Origin of the sequence: Agrococcus citreus (assembly GCF_039527715.1) — a bacterium.
Taxonomy (GTDB): domain Bacteria; phylum Actinomycetota; class Actinomycetes; order Actinomycetales; family Microbacteriaceae; genus Agrococcus; species Agrococcus citreus.
The window spans coordinates 768,391-783,740 of sequence record NZ_BAAAKK010000001.1; the positions used below are offsets into that span (position 1 = coordinate 768,391).

Annotated in this window: 13 protein-coding genes; 4 read left to right on the top strand and 9 right to left on the bottom strand. The window is 73.2% G+C overall.

Going from position 1 to position 15,350, the window contains the following annotated elements:
- Positions 1 to 13: 13 nt before the first annotated feature.
- Together ABD106_RS03815 and leuE are read right to left on the bottom strand one after the other, a co-directional pair.
- The gene (locus tag ABD106_RS03815) at positions 14 to 2,725 is read right to left on the bottom strand and encodes an Rne/Rng family ribonuclease (RefSeq protein ID WP_343917458.1); all 2,712 of its coding nucleotides are present in this window, start codon (positions 2,723 to 2,725) and stop codon (positions 14 to 16) included.
- A 188-nt stretch (positions 2,726 to 2,913) separates the two neighbouring features.
- Positions 2,914 to 3,597, bottom strand: coding sequence for a leucine efflux protein LeuE (leuE, locus tag ABD106_RS03820; protein ID WP_343917460.1), 684 nt, complete (start codon positions 3,595 to 3,597; stop codon positions 2,914 to 2,916).
- An 87-nt stretch (positions 3,598 to 3,684) separates the two neighbouring features.
- Here leuE and ABD106_RS03825 point away from each other — a divergent pair, with 87 nt between their 5' ends.
- Positions 3,685 to 4,302, top strand: coding sequence for a vitamin K epoxide reductase family protein (locus tag ABD106_RS03825; protein WP_343917462.1), 618 nt, complete (start codon positions 3,685 to 3,687; stop codon positions 4,300 to 4,302).
- Positions 4,303 to 4,391: 89 nt separating this feature from the next.
- On the opposite strand, the gene ndk is transcribed toward ABD106_RS03825, so the two are convergent.
- The 7 genes from ndk to ABD106_RS03860 all read right to left on the bottom strand — a co-directional run bounded on the left by ndk (position 4,392) and on the right by ABD106_RS03860 (position 13,246).
- Complete coding sequence (gene ndk, locus ABD106_RS03830; protein WP_343917464.1) at positions 4,392 to 4,802, bottom strand: nucleoside-diphosphate kinase; 411 nt, start codon at positions 4,800 to 4,802, stop codon at positions 4,392 to 4,394.
- A gap of 384 nt (positions 4,803 to 5,186) precedes the next feature.
- Complete coding sequence (locus tag ABD106_RS03835; RefSeq protein WP_343917466.1) at positions 5,187 to 5,564, bottom strand: DUF4233 domain-containing protein; 378 nt, start codon at positions 5,562 to 5,564, stop codon at positions 5,187 to 5,189.
- The gene (locus ABD106_RS03840; protein ID WP_343917468.1) at positions 5,561 to 7,015 is read right to left on the bottom strand and encodes a bifunctional folylpolyglutamate synthase/dihydrofolate synthase; all 1,455 of its coding nucleotides are present in this window, start codon (positions 7,013 to 7,015) and stop codon (positions 5,561 to 5,563) included. The genes ABD106_RS03835 and ABD106_RS03840 overlap by 4 nt, the downstream gene beginning before the upstream one ends.
- Positions 7,012 to 10,317, bottom strand: a complete 3,306-nt coding sequence (gene ileS / locus ABD106_RS03845) for an isoleucine--tRNA ligase (protein WP_425545707.1) — start codon at positions 10,315 to 10,317, stop codon at positions 7,012 to 7,014. The genes ABD106_RS03840 and ileS overlap by 4 nt, the downstream gene beginning before the upstream one ends.
- Before the next feature lie 195 nt (positions 10,318 to 10,512).
- Complete coding sequence (locus tag ABD106_RS03850) at positions 10,513 to 11,340, bottom strand: DUF4097 family beta strand repeat-containing protein (protein ID WP_343917470.1); 828 nt, start codon at positions 11,338 to 11,340, stop codon at positions 10,513 to 10,515.
- Positions 11,337 to 12,020, bottom strand: coding sequence for a LuxR C-terminal-related transcriptional regulator (locus ABD106_RS03855; RefSeq protein WP_343917472.1), 684 nt, complete (start codon positions 12,018 to 12,020; stop codon positions 11,337 to 11,339). Before ABD106_RS03855 ends, ABD106_RS03850 begins: the two co-directional genes overlap by 4 nt.
- Complete coding sequence (locus tag ABD106_RS03860) at positions 12,008 to 13,246, bottom strand: sensor histidine kinase (protein ID WP_343917474.1); 1,239 nt, start codon at positions 13,244 to 13,246, stop codon at positions 12,008 to 12,010. The genes ABD106_RS03855 and ABD106_RS03860 overlap by 13 nt, the downstream gene beginning before the upstream one ends.
- Positions 13,247 to 13,411: 165 nt before the next feature.
- Between ABD106_RS03860 and ABD106_RS03865 the strand changes: the two genes are divergently transcribed.
- The 3 genes from ABD106_RS03865 to ABD106_RS03875 are packed head-to-tail and all read left to right on the top strand — an operon-like array spanning position 13,412 to position 15,315.
- Positions 13,412 to 13,888, top strand: a complete 477-nt coding sequence (locus ABD106_RS03865) for a hypothetical protein (RefSeq protein WP_343917476.1) — start codon at positions 13,412 to 13,414, stop codon at positions 13,886 to 13,888.
- Positions 13,885 to 14,445: a hypothetical protein gene (locus tag ABD106_RS03870; protein WP_343917478.1), complete on the top strand. Its 561-nt coding sequence runs from the start codon at positions 13,885 to 13,887 to the stop codon at positions 14,443 to 14,445. Before ABD106_RS03865 ends, ABD106_RS03870 begins: the two co-directional genes overlap by 4 nt.
- A 15-nt stretch (positions 14,446 to 14,460) precedes the next feature.
- Positions 14,461 to 15,315, top strand: coding sequence for an aminotransferase class IV (locus ABD106_RS03875; RefSeq protein WP_343917480.1), 855 nt, complete (start codon positions 14,461 to 14,463; stop codon positions 15,313 to 15,315).
- The last annotated feature ends 35 nt before the right edge of the window (positions 15,316 to 15,350 follow it).

Below are 15,350 nucleotides of genomic sequence, written 5' to 3' on the forward strand. Positions count from 1 at the left end.
CAGCGCGAGGCGCTCAGCGCTGCTCGTCCGGCTTCGCCGTGATGACGCCCGAGGAAGCGCGGCGCGAGCGCCGAGCGGCCTTGCCGGTGCCCGGCGCGGGCGTCGCGAGCGCGTCGAGCGCGCTGCCGAGGAGCCCGTCGAGGTCGTCGCGCGACGCCTTGGGCGCTGACGGCTCGAGCACGGGCTCGACCGGGATGTCGAGGATCGTCACGATCGGCTCGGCAGCGACGGCTTCGACGGCCGCCTTCGACGGCGTCACGATGCCGCTCGGCTGCTCGCTCGGCTCGCTGCTGGGCTGGCCGCCCCGCTCGCGGCGCGACCGACCGTCGCGCTCGCGCTGCTGGCCACCGCGGTCGCCCCGCTGACCATCGCGCTGCTCACGGCTCTCCTGACCGCTCTCCTGGGTGCCGCGCTCGCCGAGCTGCTGCGTGTCGGGCTCGGCGCTCGGCTGGCCGCCGGCCTGACCGCCACTCTGCTGCTCCCCCTCGGGCTTGCCCTTGCCTGCGGCAGCGATCTGCGAGAGCCCCTTGCGGAGGTCCTCGGTGATCGCGTGCGTGCCGCCGGTCGGCTGCTGCTGCTGGTGCTGCTCGGGCTGCTGCCCGTCGGACTGCTTGCCCCGTCCGCCGCGGCGGCTGCGGCCGTTGCCGCCGCCGTTCTCGGCCTGCTGCTGGCGCTGCGGACGCGAGATCGGCTCGTGGTGCACGATGACGCCGCGGCCGGCGCACACCTCGCACGACTCCGAGTAGGCCTCGAGCAGGCCGAGGCCGAGCTTCTTGCGGGTCATCTGCACGAGCCCGAGGCTCGTGACCTCCGCCACCTGGTGCTTCGTGCGGTCGCGGCTCAAGCACTCGATGAGGCGCCGCTGCACGAGATCGCGGTTCGACTCGAGCACCATGTCGATGAAGTCGATGACGATGATGCCGCCGATGTCGCGCAGGCGCAGCTGCCGGACGACCTCCTCCGCCGCCTCGATGTTGTTCTTGGTGACGGTCTCCTCGAGGTTGCCGCCGGCGCCGACGAAGCGGCCGGTGTTCACGTCGACGACCGTCATCGCCTCGGTGCGATCGATCACGAGCGAGCCGCCCGAGGGCAGCCACACCTTGCGGTCGAGCGCCTTGTCGATCTGCTCCGAGATGCGGAAGTGCGAGAACGGGTCGTCGGTCCCCTCGTAGGCCTCGACGCGGTCGAGCAGGTCGGGCGCGATCGCCTCGAGGTACTCGCGGATCGTGGTGAGCGCCTCCGAGCCCTGGATCACGAGCTTGTGGAAGTCCTCGTTGAAGACGTCGCGGACGATCTTCACGAGCAGATCGGGCTCGGCGTGCAGGCGCTGCGGGGCGGTGCCCGTCTTCACCTGCTGCTGGATGCGCTCCCACTGGCGGGTGAGGCGCTCCACGTCGCGCGTGAGCTGGTCCTCGGTGGCGCCCTCGGCGGCCGTGCGCACGATCACGCCGACGCCCTCGGGCAGCACCTGCTTGAGGATCTTCTTGAGGCGCGCGCGCTCGGTGTCGGGCAGCTTGCGCGAGATGCCGTTCATCGAGCCGCCGGGCACCGAGACGAGGTAGCGGCCAGGCAGCGAGATCTGGCTCGTGAGCCGCGCGCCCTTGTGGCCGACCGGGTCCTTCGTCACCTGCACGAGCACGGTGTCGCCGGGCTTGAGGGCGAGCTCGATCTTGCGCGGCTGGCCCTCGAGCTCGGCAGCGTCCCAGTCGACCTCGCCGGAGTACAGCACGGCGTTGCGGCCGCGGCCGATGTCGACGAAGGCGGCCTCCATGCTCGGCAGCACGTTCTGCACGCGACCGAGGTAGACGTTGCCGATCAGGCTCGACTCGGAGGCCTTCGCGACGTAGTGCTCCACGAGCACGCCGTCCTCGAGCACCGCGAGCTGCACGCGGTCGTGCTTCGAGCGCACGATCATCTGGCGGTCGACCGACTCGCGGCGCGCGAGGAACTCGGTCTCAGTGACGACGGTGCGGCGTCGGCCGGCGTCGCGGCCCTCGCGGCGGCGCTGGCGCTTGGCCTCGAGGCGGGTCGAGCCGCGCACCTTCTGCGGCTCCGTGATGAGCGGCTTCTCGTCCTCGGTCTCGCGCGAGCTCGAGCGGGTGGTGCGCGACCGCGAGCGGCGGCCGCGCCGGTTGCCCGGCTGGTCGTCGTCATCGTCGTCGTCGCCCTCGTCGTCGCGCAGCGCCGGCAGGGCGGGCAGCGCCGCGAGGTCGGGTGCGTGGAAGAGCAGGCCGAAGGGTCCGGCGGGCAGCTCGGGCAGCGCGAGGGCTGCAGCGCGCGGGTCGTCGGAGGGTGCACCGTCGGATGCGTGGGAGCCGGCAGCGGCGTCGTCCCCGACTGCGTCGGTCTTGCCCGGGTCGGTCAGGCCGGGCTCGTGGCCCGGCTCCTCGGCGCCAGCGCGCTGCTCATCAGCGTGCTGCGCCTCAGCAGCGTCGGCGTCAGCGGGCTGCGCGTCAGCACCCCGGGCGTCAGTGCCCTGGGGCTCGGTGGCAGCGCTGTCCGCGGTCTCGGCCTGCACGGCGTCGACGGGAGGCTCCGCGCCGTCGCCCGTGGGCGCATCCGCGACGGCCTTGCGCGTCGTCGCCCGCTTGCGCTTCGGCTTCGAGGGTGCCTCGGCCCCGCCGCCGTCGACGCGAGCGTCGCCGGTCTGGCTCTCGGTCTGTGCGTCGTCCTGTGCCTCGACCGCGGTGTTCTCGGTCGGGAGGGTCGTGTCGTTGTCCACCATCGCTGGCGCGCTCCTGCCGCAACCGGCGCCGCCGGTCGCCATCTCGCTCGCGACCGGGCGCACCCGGCGCGAATCCTTCCTGACATCCCCTCGCGGGGATGGCCCGGGCCAGTCGTGCTGCCCGGAAAACCTTGGCGTGCGCCCGTCGGGCGCGCTGCGGGGAAGTCTACCCCACGCGCGCCCGAGGATCAGGGCAGCGCGACCCGCACCGCGAGCGCGACGAACGCGACCGCGGCGACGAGCGTCGAGACGATCGCGAGCCACCCGAGCGGCTGCACCCTGCGACCGATCCTCGCGCCGATGAGCACGACCGCCGCGAGGTACAGCGCCGATGCCGCCTCGAGGATGAGCATGAGCACGAGCAGGTCGCCGAGCGGGGTCGGCGAGCCCGGGTCGATGAACTGCACGAAGAACGACGCGAAGAACAGGATCGCCTTCGGGTTGAGCAGGCTCGTGACGAGCGCGGTGCGGAACGGAGCGAGCCGCGGCTGGGCGATGATCGGGTTCGGCGCGGTGGGCGGATGCGTGGGGTTCTCGGAGGGCGCGGGCTCGGTGCCGTCCCGCAGCTTCACCCGGATGCGCGTGACCGCGCTGCGCACGAGCCCGATCGCGAGCCAGCACAGGTAGGCGGCGCCCGCCCACGTGAGGATGCGGAAGACGATCGGGTTCGACGAGAGCGCCTGCGCAGAGAGCACCGCGAGCACCATGAGGATCGCGTCGCCGAGGAACACGCCGAGCGTGGCGCGGAATCCCGCGCGCCTGCCTGCCCGCAGCGCGGTGGTCGCGACGTAGAGGCTGTTCGCCCCCGGCAGCAGCACGATGACGATCACCCCGGCGGTGAACGCGGCGAGCGTCGCCCCGTCGAGGCTCATCGCGACACCCGCCGCGCGCGGCCCGAGCCGGTCGCGCTCGCATCTGCGAGGGCGCCGGTGCTGGTTGGATGGGGCGCAGGAGGCTCCATGAACACCGCTCGACCCGCCCACATCGCCGCGCCAGCGTGGCTCGGCGTGCTGCTCATCATCACGGGCCTCCTCGGGCTGCTGGGCGCGTTCTCGCTCTCGGTAGAGCGCATCGAGCTGCTGCTCCACCCCAATGAGGCGCTCGGCTGCGACCTCAACCCGTTCCTGTCGTGCTCGGGTGCGATCGAGTCGAACCAGGGCGAGGTGTTCGGCTTCCCGAATCCGTTCCTCGGCCTCATGGCGTTCCCCGCTCCGATCATCATGGGCGCCCTCACGCTCGGTCGCGTCGCGATGCCGCGGTGGGTGTGGACGGTCTTCTCGATCGGCGTGCTCGGCGGCATGGTGCTCGTGCTGTGGCTCGCGCAGCAGTCCATCTTCGTGCTGGGCTTCGTGTGCCCGTGGTGCTTCCTGGTGTGGCTCGCGATGTACGCGATGGCGTTCCCGCTGTGGGTCTGGGCGCTCGGCGCCGGCGGACTGCCCGCGCCCGCGGGGCTGCGGAGCAGCGCCGCGCGCTTCTCGTCGTGGGGCTGGGTGCTCTCGCTCGCCCTCGCGGTGATCCTCGTCGTGACGATCATGCTCGTGCTCCCGGGCATCCCCCGGTACCTCTTCGCCTTCTAGCGATCCGCCGAGCCTCCCTCAACCGCGGGAGTTCGAGCTCGAGACCCGCAGTTCGGGGAAGCTCGACGGAGCGGCGCGGGTCGGAGGCGTCAGGCGAACCAGAGCGCGAGCTCGCGCGCCGCCGACTCCTCGGAGTCGGAGCCGTGCACGAGGTTCTGCTGCACCTTGAGGCCCCAGTCGCGGCCGAGGTCGCCGCGGATGGTGCCGGGCGCGGCGGTCGTCGGGTCGGTCGTGCCGGCGAGCGAGCGGAAGCCCTCGATGACGCGGTCCCCCTCGAGGCGGATCGCGACCGACGGCCCCGAGAGCATGAACTCGACGAGCGGCTCGAAGAACGGCTTGCCCTGGTGCTCCTCGTAGTGCTCCTCGAGCAGCGCGCGGTCGGGCTGCACGAGCTTGAGGTCGGCGACGACGTAGCCCTTCGCCTCGATGCGGGCGAGGATGGCGCCGGTCAGCTGGCGCTTGACGCCGTCGGGCTTGATGAGGACGAGGGTGCTCTGCATGCCGCCAAGCCTACCGAGGCGGTCGGGGCCCGCTGGGCGCTGCGCGAGCGCCATCTGAGTGGCGCCTTCCGCACCTGAGTGGCGCCTTCCGCGCCTGAGTGGCGCCTTCCGCACCTGAGTGGCGCCTTCCGCACCTGAGTGGCGCCTTCCGCACCTGAGTGGCGCCTTCCGCACCTGAGTGGCGCCTTCCGCACCTGAGTGGCGACTGACGCATCCGTCTGTCGAGATGCGAGTCTGGTCGGAAACGGGCAGCACGGTCGAGGCCGTCGACGGTCGAGAGATCCGCGGGGAGGCGCCGCTCACCTGCCGGAGGCGCCACTCACCTCCCGGAGGCGCCACTCAGACGCCGGAGGCGCCACTCACTGGCGGGAGGCGGGGCGGCCGTCAGGCGCCCGGGGCTCCGCGGGGGTCGAGGCCGCTCGCCCGGCGGCGCCGCTCGATCTGGCGGGCCTTGACGAAGCAGAAGATCCAGAGGCCGACGAGCACGAGCGCGACGGCGCCCCACACGGGCTCGAACCATGTGAGCGCCGCGAGGGCGACCTGCACGCCGAGGCTCACGAACCATCCCCACGCGTGGCGCAGCAGCGGCATCGTCGCGATGAGCAGCACGCCCACGGCCCCGAAGGCGACAGGCCCCGGCCAGTCGCGCGTCACGCCCCAGACGGCGAGCGCGCCGAACGCGATGCCGGCGGCCTCGAGGCCGTGGACGATGCGCAGCAGCGACTCCATCGCACCGCGCGCGGGACGCTCGCGCGGGCTCACGAGCGCTCCTCGTCGGTGATCTCGACGGTCGCAGCCTGGCGGCGGGCGTCCGGCCTGCGCAGCCAGCCCTGCTCGCGCGCGTGGCCGAGCACGTCGCCGAGCAGCGTGATCGAGCCCGTCACGACGACGGCCCCGTCGCGATCGGCAGCCGCCTCGCGAGCCGCCTCGACCGCGGCACCGAGCTCGGGCTCGACGAGCACGCGCTCGGCGCCGAGCACCGCGACGGCCTGCGCGGCGAGGTCGTCGGCCGGGAGCGCGCGCTCGGAGGTCGACTGCGTGACGACGACCTCGTCGATGAGGGGCTCGAGCTCGGTGAGCACGCCGGTCACGTCCTTGCCCACGAGCACCCCGAGCACGAGCGTCACGCGCTCGAGGCCGAAGACCTCGCCGAGCGCGGCGCGCAGCGCGGCCGCACCGTGCGGGTTGTGCGCGGCGTCGAGCACGACGAGCGGATGCGCGCCCACGACGTCGAGGCGTCCCGGCGACGTCGCGGCGGCGAAGCCCTCGGCGAGCACCTGCGCCGTGAGCGGCTGGGTGCCGCCGCCCAGGAACGCCTCGACGGCGACGAGCCCGAGCGCCGCGTTCGCGCCCTGGTGGGCGCCGAGCAGCGGCACGAGCTGGTCGATGTACTCCGCCGCCATGCCGCGCACCGTGATGAGCTGGCCACCGACGGCGACCGCCTGCGAGGCGAGCGCGAAGTCGCGGCCCTCCACGAGCAGCCGCGCGCCCACCTCCTCGGCGCGCGCCTCGAGCACCGCGAGCGCCTCGGACGACTGCGCGGCCGAGACGGCGATCGCGTCGGGCTTGATGATGCCCGCCTTCTCGCGGGCGATCGCCTCGACGGTCGTGCCGAGCCGGTTCGTGTGGTCGAGCGCGATCGGCGTGATGACGGCGACGTCGCCGTCGGCGACGTTCGTCGAGTCCCACGTGCCGCCCATGCCGACCTCGAGCACCGCGACGTCGACCGGCGCATCCGCCATGGTCGCGAGCGCGAGCACCGTGAAGGCCTCGAAGAACGTGAGCCGCCGCTCCCCCGCGGCCTCGAGCTCGGCGTCGACCATCTCGAGGAACGGGGCGACGTCGTCGTAGTTGCGGGCGAACGCCTCGTCGGAGACCGGCTCACCATCGATCGCGATGCGCTCGTTGACGCGCTCGAGGTGCGGGCTCGTCAGCAGCCCGGTGCGCAGCCCGTGGGCGCGCAGCAGCGCATCGATGACGCGCGCGGTCGAGCCCTTGCCGTTCGTGCCGGTGATGTGGATGACGCGGAAGGCGCGCTGCGGGTCGCCGAGCAGCTCGACGGCGCGGCGCGTCGCCTCGATGCGCGGCTCGACCGCGGCCTCGCCCGCGCGCTCGAGCAGCGCCTGGTACGCGGCCTCGGCCGCCTCGCGGTGCTCGAGCGACTCGAGGATCAGGTCGTCGACGCCCTCGGCGCCGTCCAGCTCGGCCGTCATGCGCCCATCCTCTCGATCGTGATCGCCAGCGGCGAGCCGTCGCCCACGCGGTGCGCGGTGCGGCCGTCGGCGAGCTCGCCCATCGTGTCGTCGACGCGGTCGAGCGTGAGCTCGGTCGCGAGCGTCTCCCCCGCCACGAGCGCGCGGTTCGCCTCGAGCGCGGCGACGCCGTGCGCATCGGAGCCGAGCGACAGGCGGATGCGGTCGGAGACGTCGAGCCCTGCCTCCTTGCGCGCCTGCTGCACGGCCCGCACGACGTCGCGGGCGAGGCCCTCGGCCTCGAGCTCGGGCGTCGTCGCCGTGTCGAGCACGACGAAGCCGCCGCCGGGCAGGAAGCCCACGGCCGCCGTCTCGTCGGCCACCTCGAGCACGAGCTCGAACTCACCGGGCTCGAGCACGATGCCGCCGACGACGACGGACTCTGCGCCGTCCGCGCCGGCCTCGAGGGTCCAGTCGCCAGCCCGAGCGGCCTGGATCGCGCGCTGCACGTCCTTGCCGAGGCGCGGACCGGCGGCGCGGGCGTTCACCTGCAGCCGGCGGGAGATGCCGTAGCGCTCGAGCGCGTCGGGCCCGGCGGGCTCGAGCACGACCTCGCGCACGTTGAGCTCGTCCTGCAGCACCGCGGCGAAGGGCGCCACGTCGACGTCACCCACCACGGTGAGGGTCGGCAGCGGCAGTCGTACGCGCTTGCGGGCCTGCTTGCGCAGCGCGTTGCCGACGCTCGCGATCGCGCGCACGGCATCCATCTGCGCGACGAGCACGTCGTCGGCGGGCAGGTCGGATGCATCCGGCCAGTCGGTGAGGTGCACCGAGCGGCCACCCGTGAGGCCCTTCCAGACCTGCTCGGTGACGAGCGGCGAGAGCGGCGCGGCGAGCCGCGCGAGCGTCTCGAGCACCGTGTAGAGCGTGTCGAACGCCTCGGTTCCTGCTCCGTCCTCCGCCACGCCCACCCAGAAGCGGTCGCGCGAGCGCCGCACGTACCAGTTCGTGAGCACGTCGAGCAGCTCGCGCACCGCGAGCGTCGCGCCGGTCGCGTCGAGCCGCTCGAGGCTCGCGGTCGCCGTCTCGACGGTCTTCCGCAGCTTCGCGAGGATGTAGCGGTCGAGCACGTCGGTCGACGTCGTCGAGCGCTGCGCGAGGTACGACTGCCCGCCCCTCGCGCGGTTGGCGTAGGTGGCGAAGAAGTACCAGGTCGACCAGAGCGGCAGGTGGAACTGCCGCAGCGCCTCGCGGATGCCCTCCTCCGAGACGATGAAGTTGCCGCCGCGCAGGATCGAGCCCTGCAGCAGGTGCCAGCGCACCGCATCCGACCCGTAGGCGTCGAACGCCTCGTTGACGTCGGGGTAGTTGCGGCGCGACTTCGACGCCTTGAAGCCGTCGTCGCCGAGGATGATGCCGTGGCTGATGACGTTCTCGAACGCCGGCCGGCCGAAGAGCGCGACCGAGAGCACGTGCATGACGTAGAACCAGCCGCGCGTCTGCCCGATGTACTCGACGATGTAGTCGGCGGGGCTGTGCTCGGCGAACCACTGCTCGTTCTCGAACGGGTAGTGGAACTGCGCGAACGGCATCGAGCCCGAGTCGAACCACACGTCGAGCACGTCGGGGATGCGCCGCATCGTCGAGCGGCCGGTGGGGTCGTCGGGGTTCGGCCGGGTCAGCTCGTCGATCGCCGGGCGGTGCAGGTCGGTCGGGCGCACGCCGAAGTCGCGCTCGAGCTCGTCGAGCGAGCCGTACACGTCGATGCGCGGGTGGTTCGGGTCGTCGCTCTTCCACACCGGGATGGGGCTGCCCCAGTAGCGGTTGCGGCTGATCGACCAGTCCCGAGCGCCCTCGAGCCACTTGCCGAACTGGCCGTGCTTCACGTTGTCGGGCACCCAGTTGATCTGCTCGTTCGCCGCGAGCAGGTCGTCCTTGATCTCGGTGACGCGCACGAACCAGCTCGAGACCGCCTTGTAGATGAGCGGGTTGCGGCAGCGCCAGCAGTGCGGGTACGAGTGCACGTACGAGGCCTGGCGCAGCACGCGACCGGCGTCCTTCAGCAGCTTCGAGAGCGGCTTGTTGGCGTCGAACACCTGCATGCCCGCGACCGGTGCGACGGCGTCGAGGAAGCGGCCGCCGTCGTCGACCGAGATGATCGTGGGGATGCCCGCCGCGTTCGAGACGCGCTGGTCGTCCTCGCCGTACGCGGGCGCCTGGTGCACGATCCCCGTGCCCTCGCCGGTGGCGACGTAGTCGTCGACGAGGATCTGGAACGCGTGCTCGGTGCCCCAGACGGATGCGTCGGCGTAGAAGTCGAAGATCGGCTCGTACCGCACGCCCGCCAGCTCGGCGCCGGTGAGGGTGCGCGAGACGGCGTCGACGGCATCCTCGGCGGAGCCGTAGCCGAGGTCCTTGAAGTAGCCGGCGATCGTCGCGGTGGCGAGCAGGAAGTCGCCCTCCCTCGCGGTCGTGCCCTCGGGGCCGGCGGGCACGACGGCGTACTCGACCGCCGGACCGACCGCGAGCGCGAGGTTCGTCGGCAGCGTCCACGGCGTCGTCGTCCATGCGAGCGCGCTGACGCCCGACAGTCCGAGGGCCTCCGCCCGCTCGCCCGTGAACGGGAACGTGACGGTCAGCGTCGTGTCCTGGCGGTCCTGGTAGACGTCGTCGTCCATCCGCAGCTCGTGGTTCGACAGCGGCGTCTCGTCGCGCCAGCAGTACGGCAGCACGCGGTAGCCCTCGTAGGCGAGGCCCTTGTCGTGGAGCGTCTTGAACGCCCAGATGACGCTCTCCATGTAGGTGAGGTCGAGCGTCTGGTAGCCGCCCTCGAAGTCGACCCAGCGCGCCTGGCGCGTGACGTAGTCCTGCCACTCGTCGACGTACTGCAGCACCGACTCGCGCGCCTTCGCGTTGAAGACGTCGACGCCCATCGACTCGATCTGCGCCTTCTCGGTGATGCCGAGCTGCTTCATCGCCTCGAGCTCGGCCGGCAGGCCGTGCGTGTCCCAGCCGAACACGCGCGGCACGAGCTTGCCGCGCATCGTCTGGAACCGCGGGAAGACGTCCTTGGCGTAGCCGGTGAGCAGGTGGCCGAAGTGCGGCAGCCCGTTCGCGAACGGCGGGCCGTCGTAGAACACCCACTCGGTGCAGCCCTCGCGCTGCTCGATCGACGCCTTGAAGGTCTCGTCGCCCTTCCAGAAGGCGAGGATGCCCTGCTCGATCGCCGGCAGATCCGGGCTGGCGACGACGCTCGCGTCGCCGGTGAGCGGGTAGCGGTCCTGCTGGGTGGGTCGCTGGTCGGTCACGCTGGTCTCCTGCATCCTCTTGCTTCCTGGATGCGGGGACGCTCTCGCGCGGTACCACCCCGCTTGCGGCCCGCTGCCGGGCCGCCGCTCCGCCCGGGAGACCCGGGCCTGCGGCTGTGACGGGCCTGCCCCGTTCGGATCTACTGAGCGTCGCCGCCGTTCTCCCGACCGCTCCCCGGTGATGGCCGGATCGATGCGTGTGGAGTGATCCTACCGCGTCTCGCCGCGCAGGGCGATGCTGCCGGCGCTCACCTGGACGTCGATGGTGGAGGTCGCGTCGCGGTCGTCGTCGACGTCGATCGTCGCGTCGCCGGCCGAGACATCCTGCGTCACGGCGTAGGCGCCGTCGGGGATGCCGAGCTCGACGCTGCCGGCGCTGACGTCGGCGGTGATGGAGGCGGGCTGCTCGCCCGTGAGCGAGCCGATCACGCGGCCGGCGCTGACGTCGAGCGTCACGTCGCCGCTCGACGCGAGGTCGAGCCGCGCCTCACCGGCCGAGACGGAGAGCCCGAGGGAGGCGGCGTCGCCCGCGAGGCTCACGCTGCCTGCGCTGAGGTCGACGAGCGCGGTGCCCCACTCGGCATCGGCGTCGAAGCTGCCTGCCGAGACGTCGACGTCGAGGTCGAGCGCCGCGCGCTCGAGCTCGGCGGGGAGGGTGAGCACGACGCGCTCCTCGCCGCCGCGGTCGCCGAACCAGCGGCCGAAGCCCCACCAGCCCCAGCGGTTCTCGGTCGCCACCCGCAGGGTCGCGCCCTCGCGGGCGAGCTGCCACTGCTGGACGGGACCGCCGTCGGTGGAGGCGTCGAGCGTCGCCTCGTCGATGTCGTCGAAGCGCACCTCGAAGCCCGCCGCCGTGCTGTCGATGCGGAGCGCCTCGATGCCGTCGGCCGAGGCCGACCACGACTGGCTCGTCGGGCTGTGCGCGGCGACGCCGCGCACGACGCCGCCGCCGATCGCGAAGACGAGGCCGATCGAGCCGACGACGATGAAGAGGATGCTGATCCACCGGCCGGGCCGAGTGGTGGTGGGGATGGTCATCGGTTGCCTCCGGTGGCGTCGCGCTGGTCGGTGGAGCGGGGTGCGTCGAGGTGGGCGAGCACGGCGAGGACGCGGCGGTTGCCGTCCTCCGGCTCGAGCTCGAGCTTCTGGAAGACCGCGGAGATGTGCTTCTCGACACTGCCCGCGGAGATGTAGAGGCGGTCGGCGATCGTCTGGTTCGACGATCCCTCCGCCATGAGGGCGAGCACCTGGCGCTCGCGGGGCGTGAGCCGCTCCATGCGGCCGTCGCGACGACGGCGTGCCAGCAGCTGGCTCACCACCTCGGGGTCGAGCACCGTGCCGCCGGCCGCGACCTGCTCGACGGCGCTCAGGAAGTCGCGGATGTCGGCGACGCGGTCCTTGAGCAGATAGCCGAAGCCCGACGGCCCGCTCGCGATGAGGTCGGCGGCGTAGCGCTCCTCGACGTACTGCGAGAGCACGAGCACGCGGGGCCGCTCGCCGCGGGAGCGGATGCCGATCGCGGCGAGGATCCCCTCGTTCGTCCGCGTCGGCGGCATCCGCACGTCGAGGATGGCGAGGTCGGGGTCGGTGGCCGAGATCGCGGCCTCGAGCGCGCTCGCGTCGGGCAGCTGGGCGACCATCTCGTGGCCGGCGTCGGTGAGGAGCCGGGCGATGCCCTCGCGGAGCAGCACGCTGTCCTCGCAGATCAGGATGCGCACGGGACCGTCACCTCGATCGCGGTCGGGCCGCCGGCGGGGCTCGTGAGGGTCAGGGTGCCGCCGACGCCGGCGACGCGGTGGGCGAGGCCGTCGATGCCGCCGCCGAGCTGCCGCTCCGCGCCGCCGATGCCGTCGTCCTCGATGCGCGCCCACAGCGACGCTGGGGCGTCGGCCGCCTGCCGGGTGCGGATGGCGACGCGGATGCGGCTCGCGCGAGCATGCTTCTGCGCGTTCGTGATCGCCTCGGCGATCGCGAAGTAGACGGCCGTCTCCGCGTCGCGAGAGCAGCGGCGGTCGATCCGCGCGTCGACCTCGACGGGGATGGGGCTGCGGGCGGCGAGCGCCGACACGGCGGCGTCGAGGCCGCGGTCGTCGAGCACGGCCACGTGGATGCCTCTCGCGAGCTGGCGCAGCTCGGTGACGGCCGACTTCGACGACGCGTGCGCCTCGTCGATGAGCGCCTTCGCGCCCTCGGGGTCGTCCTCGATGCGGTCGCGGGCCATGCCGAGCTGCATCGCGATCGAGACGAGCCGCGGCTGGACGCCGTCGTGGAGGTCGCGCTCGATGCGGGTGCGGTCGAGGTCGGCGGCCCGCACGGCGCCGTGCCGGCGGTCGCGCTCCTCGCGCGCCTCCTGCTCGAGGCGCTCGCGGTCGTCTGGCACGAGCAGGCCGAGCGTGACGTTGCGATGCGCGATCGCGAGGCCGATCGTGCCGGCCACGCCGCCCGCGAGCGCGACGATGCCGAGCAGCGGCGCCCACTCGACGGGCACGGGGATGCTCGTGAGCGGCACCGTGACGGTCTCGGCGTCGCCGAGGCCCGCGAGCGCGAGCGGCACGCCGAGCCCGACGAGGCCGAGCAGCGGCAGGGTGATGGCGCCGAAGATGCTCGCGAGGAAGAAGCTGAGGATCGCCCGCCAGTGCTGCCCGTCGGAGACGATGCGGAGCAGGCGGTGCGGGATGCGCAGCCAGTCGGTGCGCGGAGAGCCGCGGAGCACCGCGGGCGGTACCGGCGCGCCGTAGAGGCCGGCGACGCGCTCGCGCTCGAACCATGCGACGGCGAAGAGCCCGAGCATCGCGAGCGCGAGCAGCAGGAAGCCGACGAGCACGAGGAGCGTGGGGATGCCGGTCGCGGCGAGCACGAGGATCGTCGTGAGGATGGGGATCCCGACGGAGCCGAGCAGCGCGAGGTGCGCGACGGTCGCGAGGATGGTGCCGGTTCGTTGCATGGCTCCACGCTAGGACTGGCGGGAGCCTCCGTCCCGGCGGATGCCCGGAAGGCTTGCGGGGGCTATCCCCCACCCGCTGGCCGCAAGGGTTTCGACACGCCCTGCGCCTCCGGCGCGGAGCGGCTCGACCAGCCACAGCACGGCCCGCGGCGGTACCCTCGGCGCATGAGCGCCTCCCGCATCCGCACTGCCGCCGCGGCCCTCGTGGTCGCCGCGGCGCTCGTGGCGAGCGGGTGCTCGAGCCCGCCGCCCACGCCCACGGCCGAGCCGTCGCCCGCGGCCGAGACGCAGCCGCCGGCGCAGAGCCAGGCGCAGCAGTGCGCGCAGCTGCTCACGGACGTGCGGGGCATCGCCGCCGACGTGCCGCGCGTCGGCGAGATGCTCGGCACCGACCCGTTCGGCGCGGTCGCGCTCCTCGCCGACATCTCCGGTCGCGTCGCCGACCTCGACCTGCAGGTGACCGACCCCGAGCTGCTGGAGCGCATCGACGAGATCCAGTCCGGCTGGGACGCGATCGTGCAGGACGCGCAGGAGTCGCTCGGCACCGGCGACCTCGGCGCGATCGAGCGGATCGGCACCGCCCTCTCCGACCTCGGCCAGCGCGTCTCCGAGCTGCAGCAGCTGTGCGCGGGCACCCCGTGAGCGCGCGCGCCGGCCGGCTCGCCATGCTCGTCGTCGCGGCGGCGGCGCTGACCGGTTGCGTCGTGCTGCCGCCGCCGCTGCCGACCGCGGCACCGGCGCCCGTGACACCGGCACCGCAAGCGACGTCGAGCGCCCCTGAGCCCACGCAGGTCGCGCCCTCGCAACCGCCGACCGATCCGGCCCCGAGCGAGCCGGCCGCGACCGATCCGGGGAACGAGCTCCCCCCGCCAACGCTCGCGGAGTGCACGGCCGCCGACGAAGCCCTCGCCGCGATCGTCACCCGCTCGTCGCAGGTGCTCGACGCGGTGCCCGCCGACGGGGCCCCTGATTGGGCCGCGGCCGACGCGGTGGTCGCCGAGCTGCCCGCCATGCGCGACGCGTTCATCGCCTCGACGACGAGCGTCGCGCTCGCGGAGAGCTTCCGCGAGCTCGACGAGCCGATCGCCAGCATGGCCGAGGCGGTCGCGTCGCGCGACGACCTCAGCGTGATCCTGCGCTCGGCGTCCGTGGCCCTCGCCGCGCCGGGCGCACTGCTTCCGTGCGCCGGCATCCTGTGACCGTACGCTGACCGCATGACCGCACCGCTGCTGGCGCTGCTCGACGGCACGCTCGCCGATGTCACCGCGCCGCTCGTGCGCGCCGACGACCTCGGCGTCGTGCGCGGCGACGGCGTCTTCGACGCGGCCCTCGTGCGCGTCGGCGCCGATGGCGCGCCGCTCGTGCGCGACCGGCAGGCGCACCTCGATCGCCTCGAGCGATCCGCCGAGATTCTGCACCTGCCCGAGCCGGACCGCGCGGGCTTCGAGCGCGCGATCGACGCGCTCGTCGCCGCGTGGGACTTCGACGCGCAGCCGGAGGCGCTCGTGCGGCTCGTGCTCACCCGCGGCCCGGAGTCGGGCGGCGATCCGACGGCCTTCGCGCTCATGGCGCCGCTCGCCGCATCCGTCGTCGCCGAGCGCGAGCGCGGTGTCGCGATCACGCTGCTGGGGCGAGGGCACGACGGCGACGAGGTCGCGGCGATGCCGTGGCTGCTGCCCGGCGCGAAGAGCCTCTCGTACTCGATCAACATGGCGGCGAAGCGGCACGCGGTGCGGCACGGCTTCGACGACGTCGTCTTCGTCGCGCCCTCCGGGCGGCTGCTCGAGGGCCCCACGTCGACGCTCGTCGTCGACCGCGGAGGCGCGCTGCTGACGCCGTCGCAGGACGGCATCCTCGCGTCGATCACGCTCGAGCACCTCATGCGGGATGCGCCGGGCGCCGGTCTCGAGGTGGCGTTCGCGCCGCTCGAGCCCGACGACCTGCGCACCGCCGACGGCGCCTGGCTGCTCTCCTCCGGTCGGCTCGTCGCGCACGTCACGAGCGTCGACGGCGAGCCGCTCCCGCGCTCCCCGCTCGACGCCGAGGTGCGGCGCATCCTCGACGTCTGAGCCCGCTCAGACTGGCGCCTCCCGCACCTGAGTGG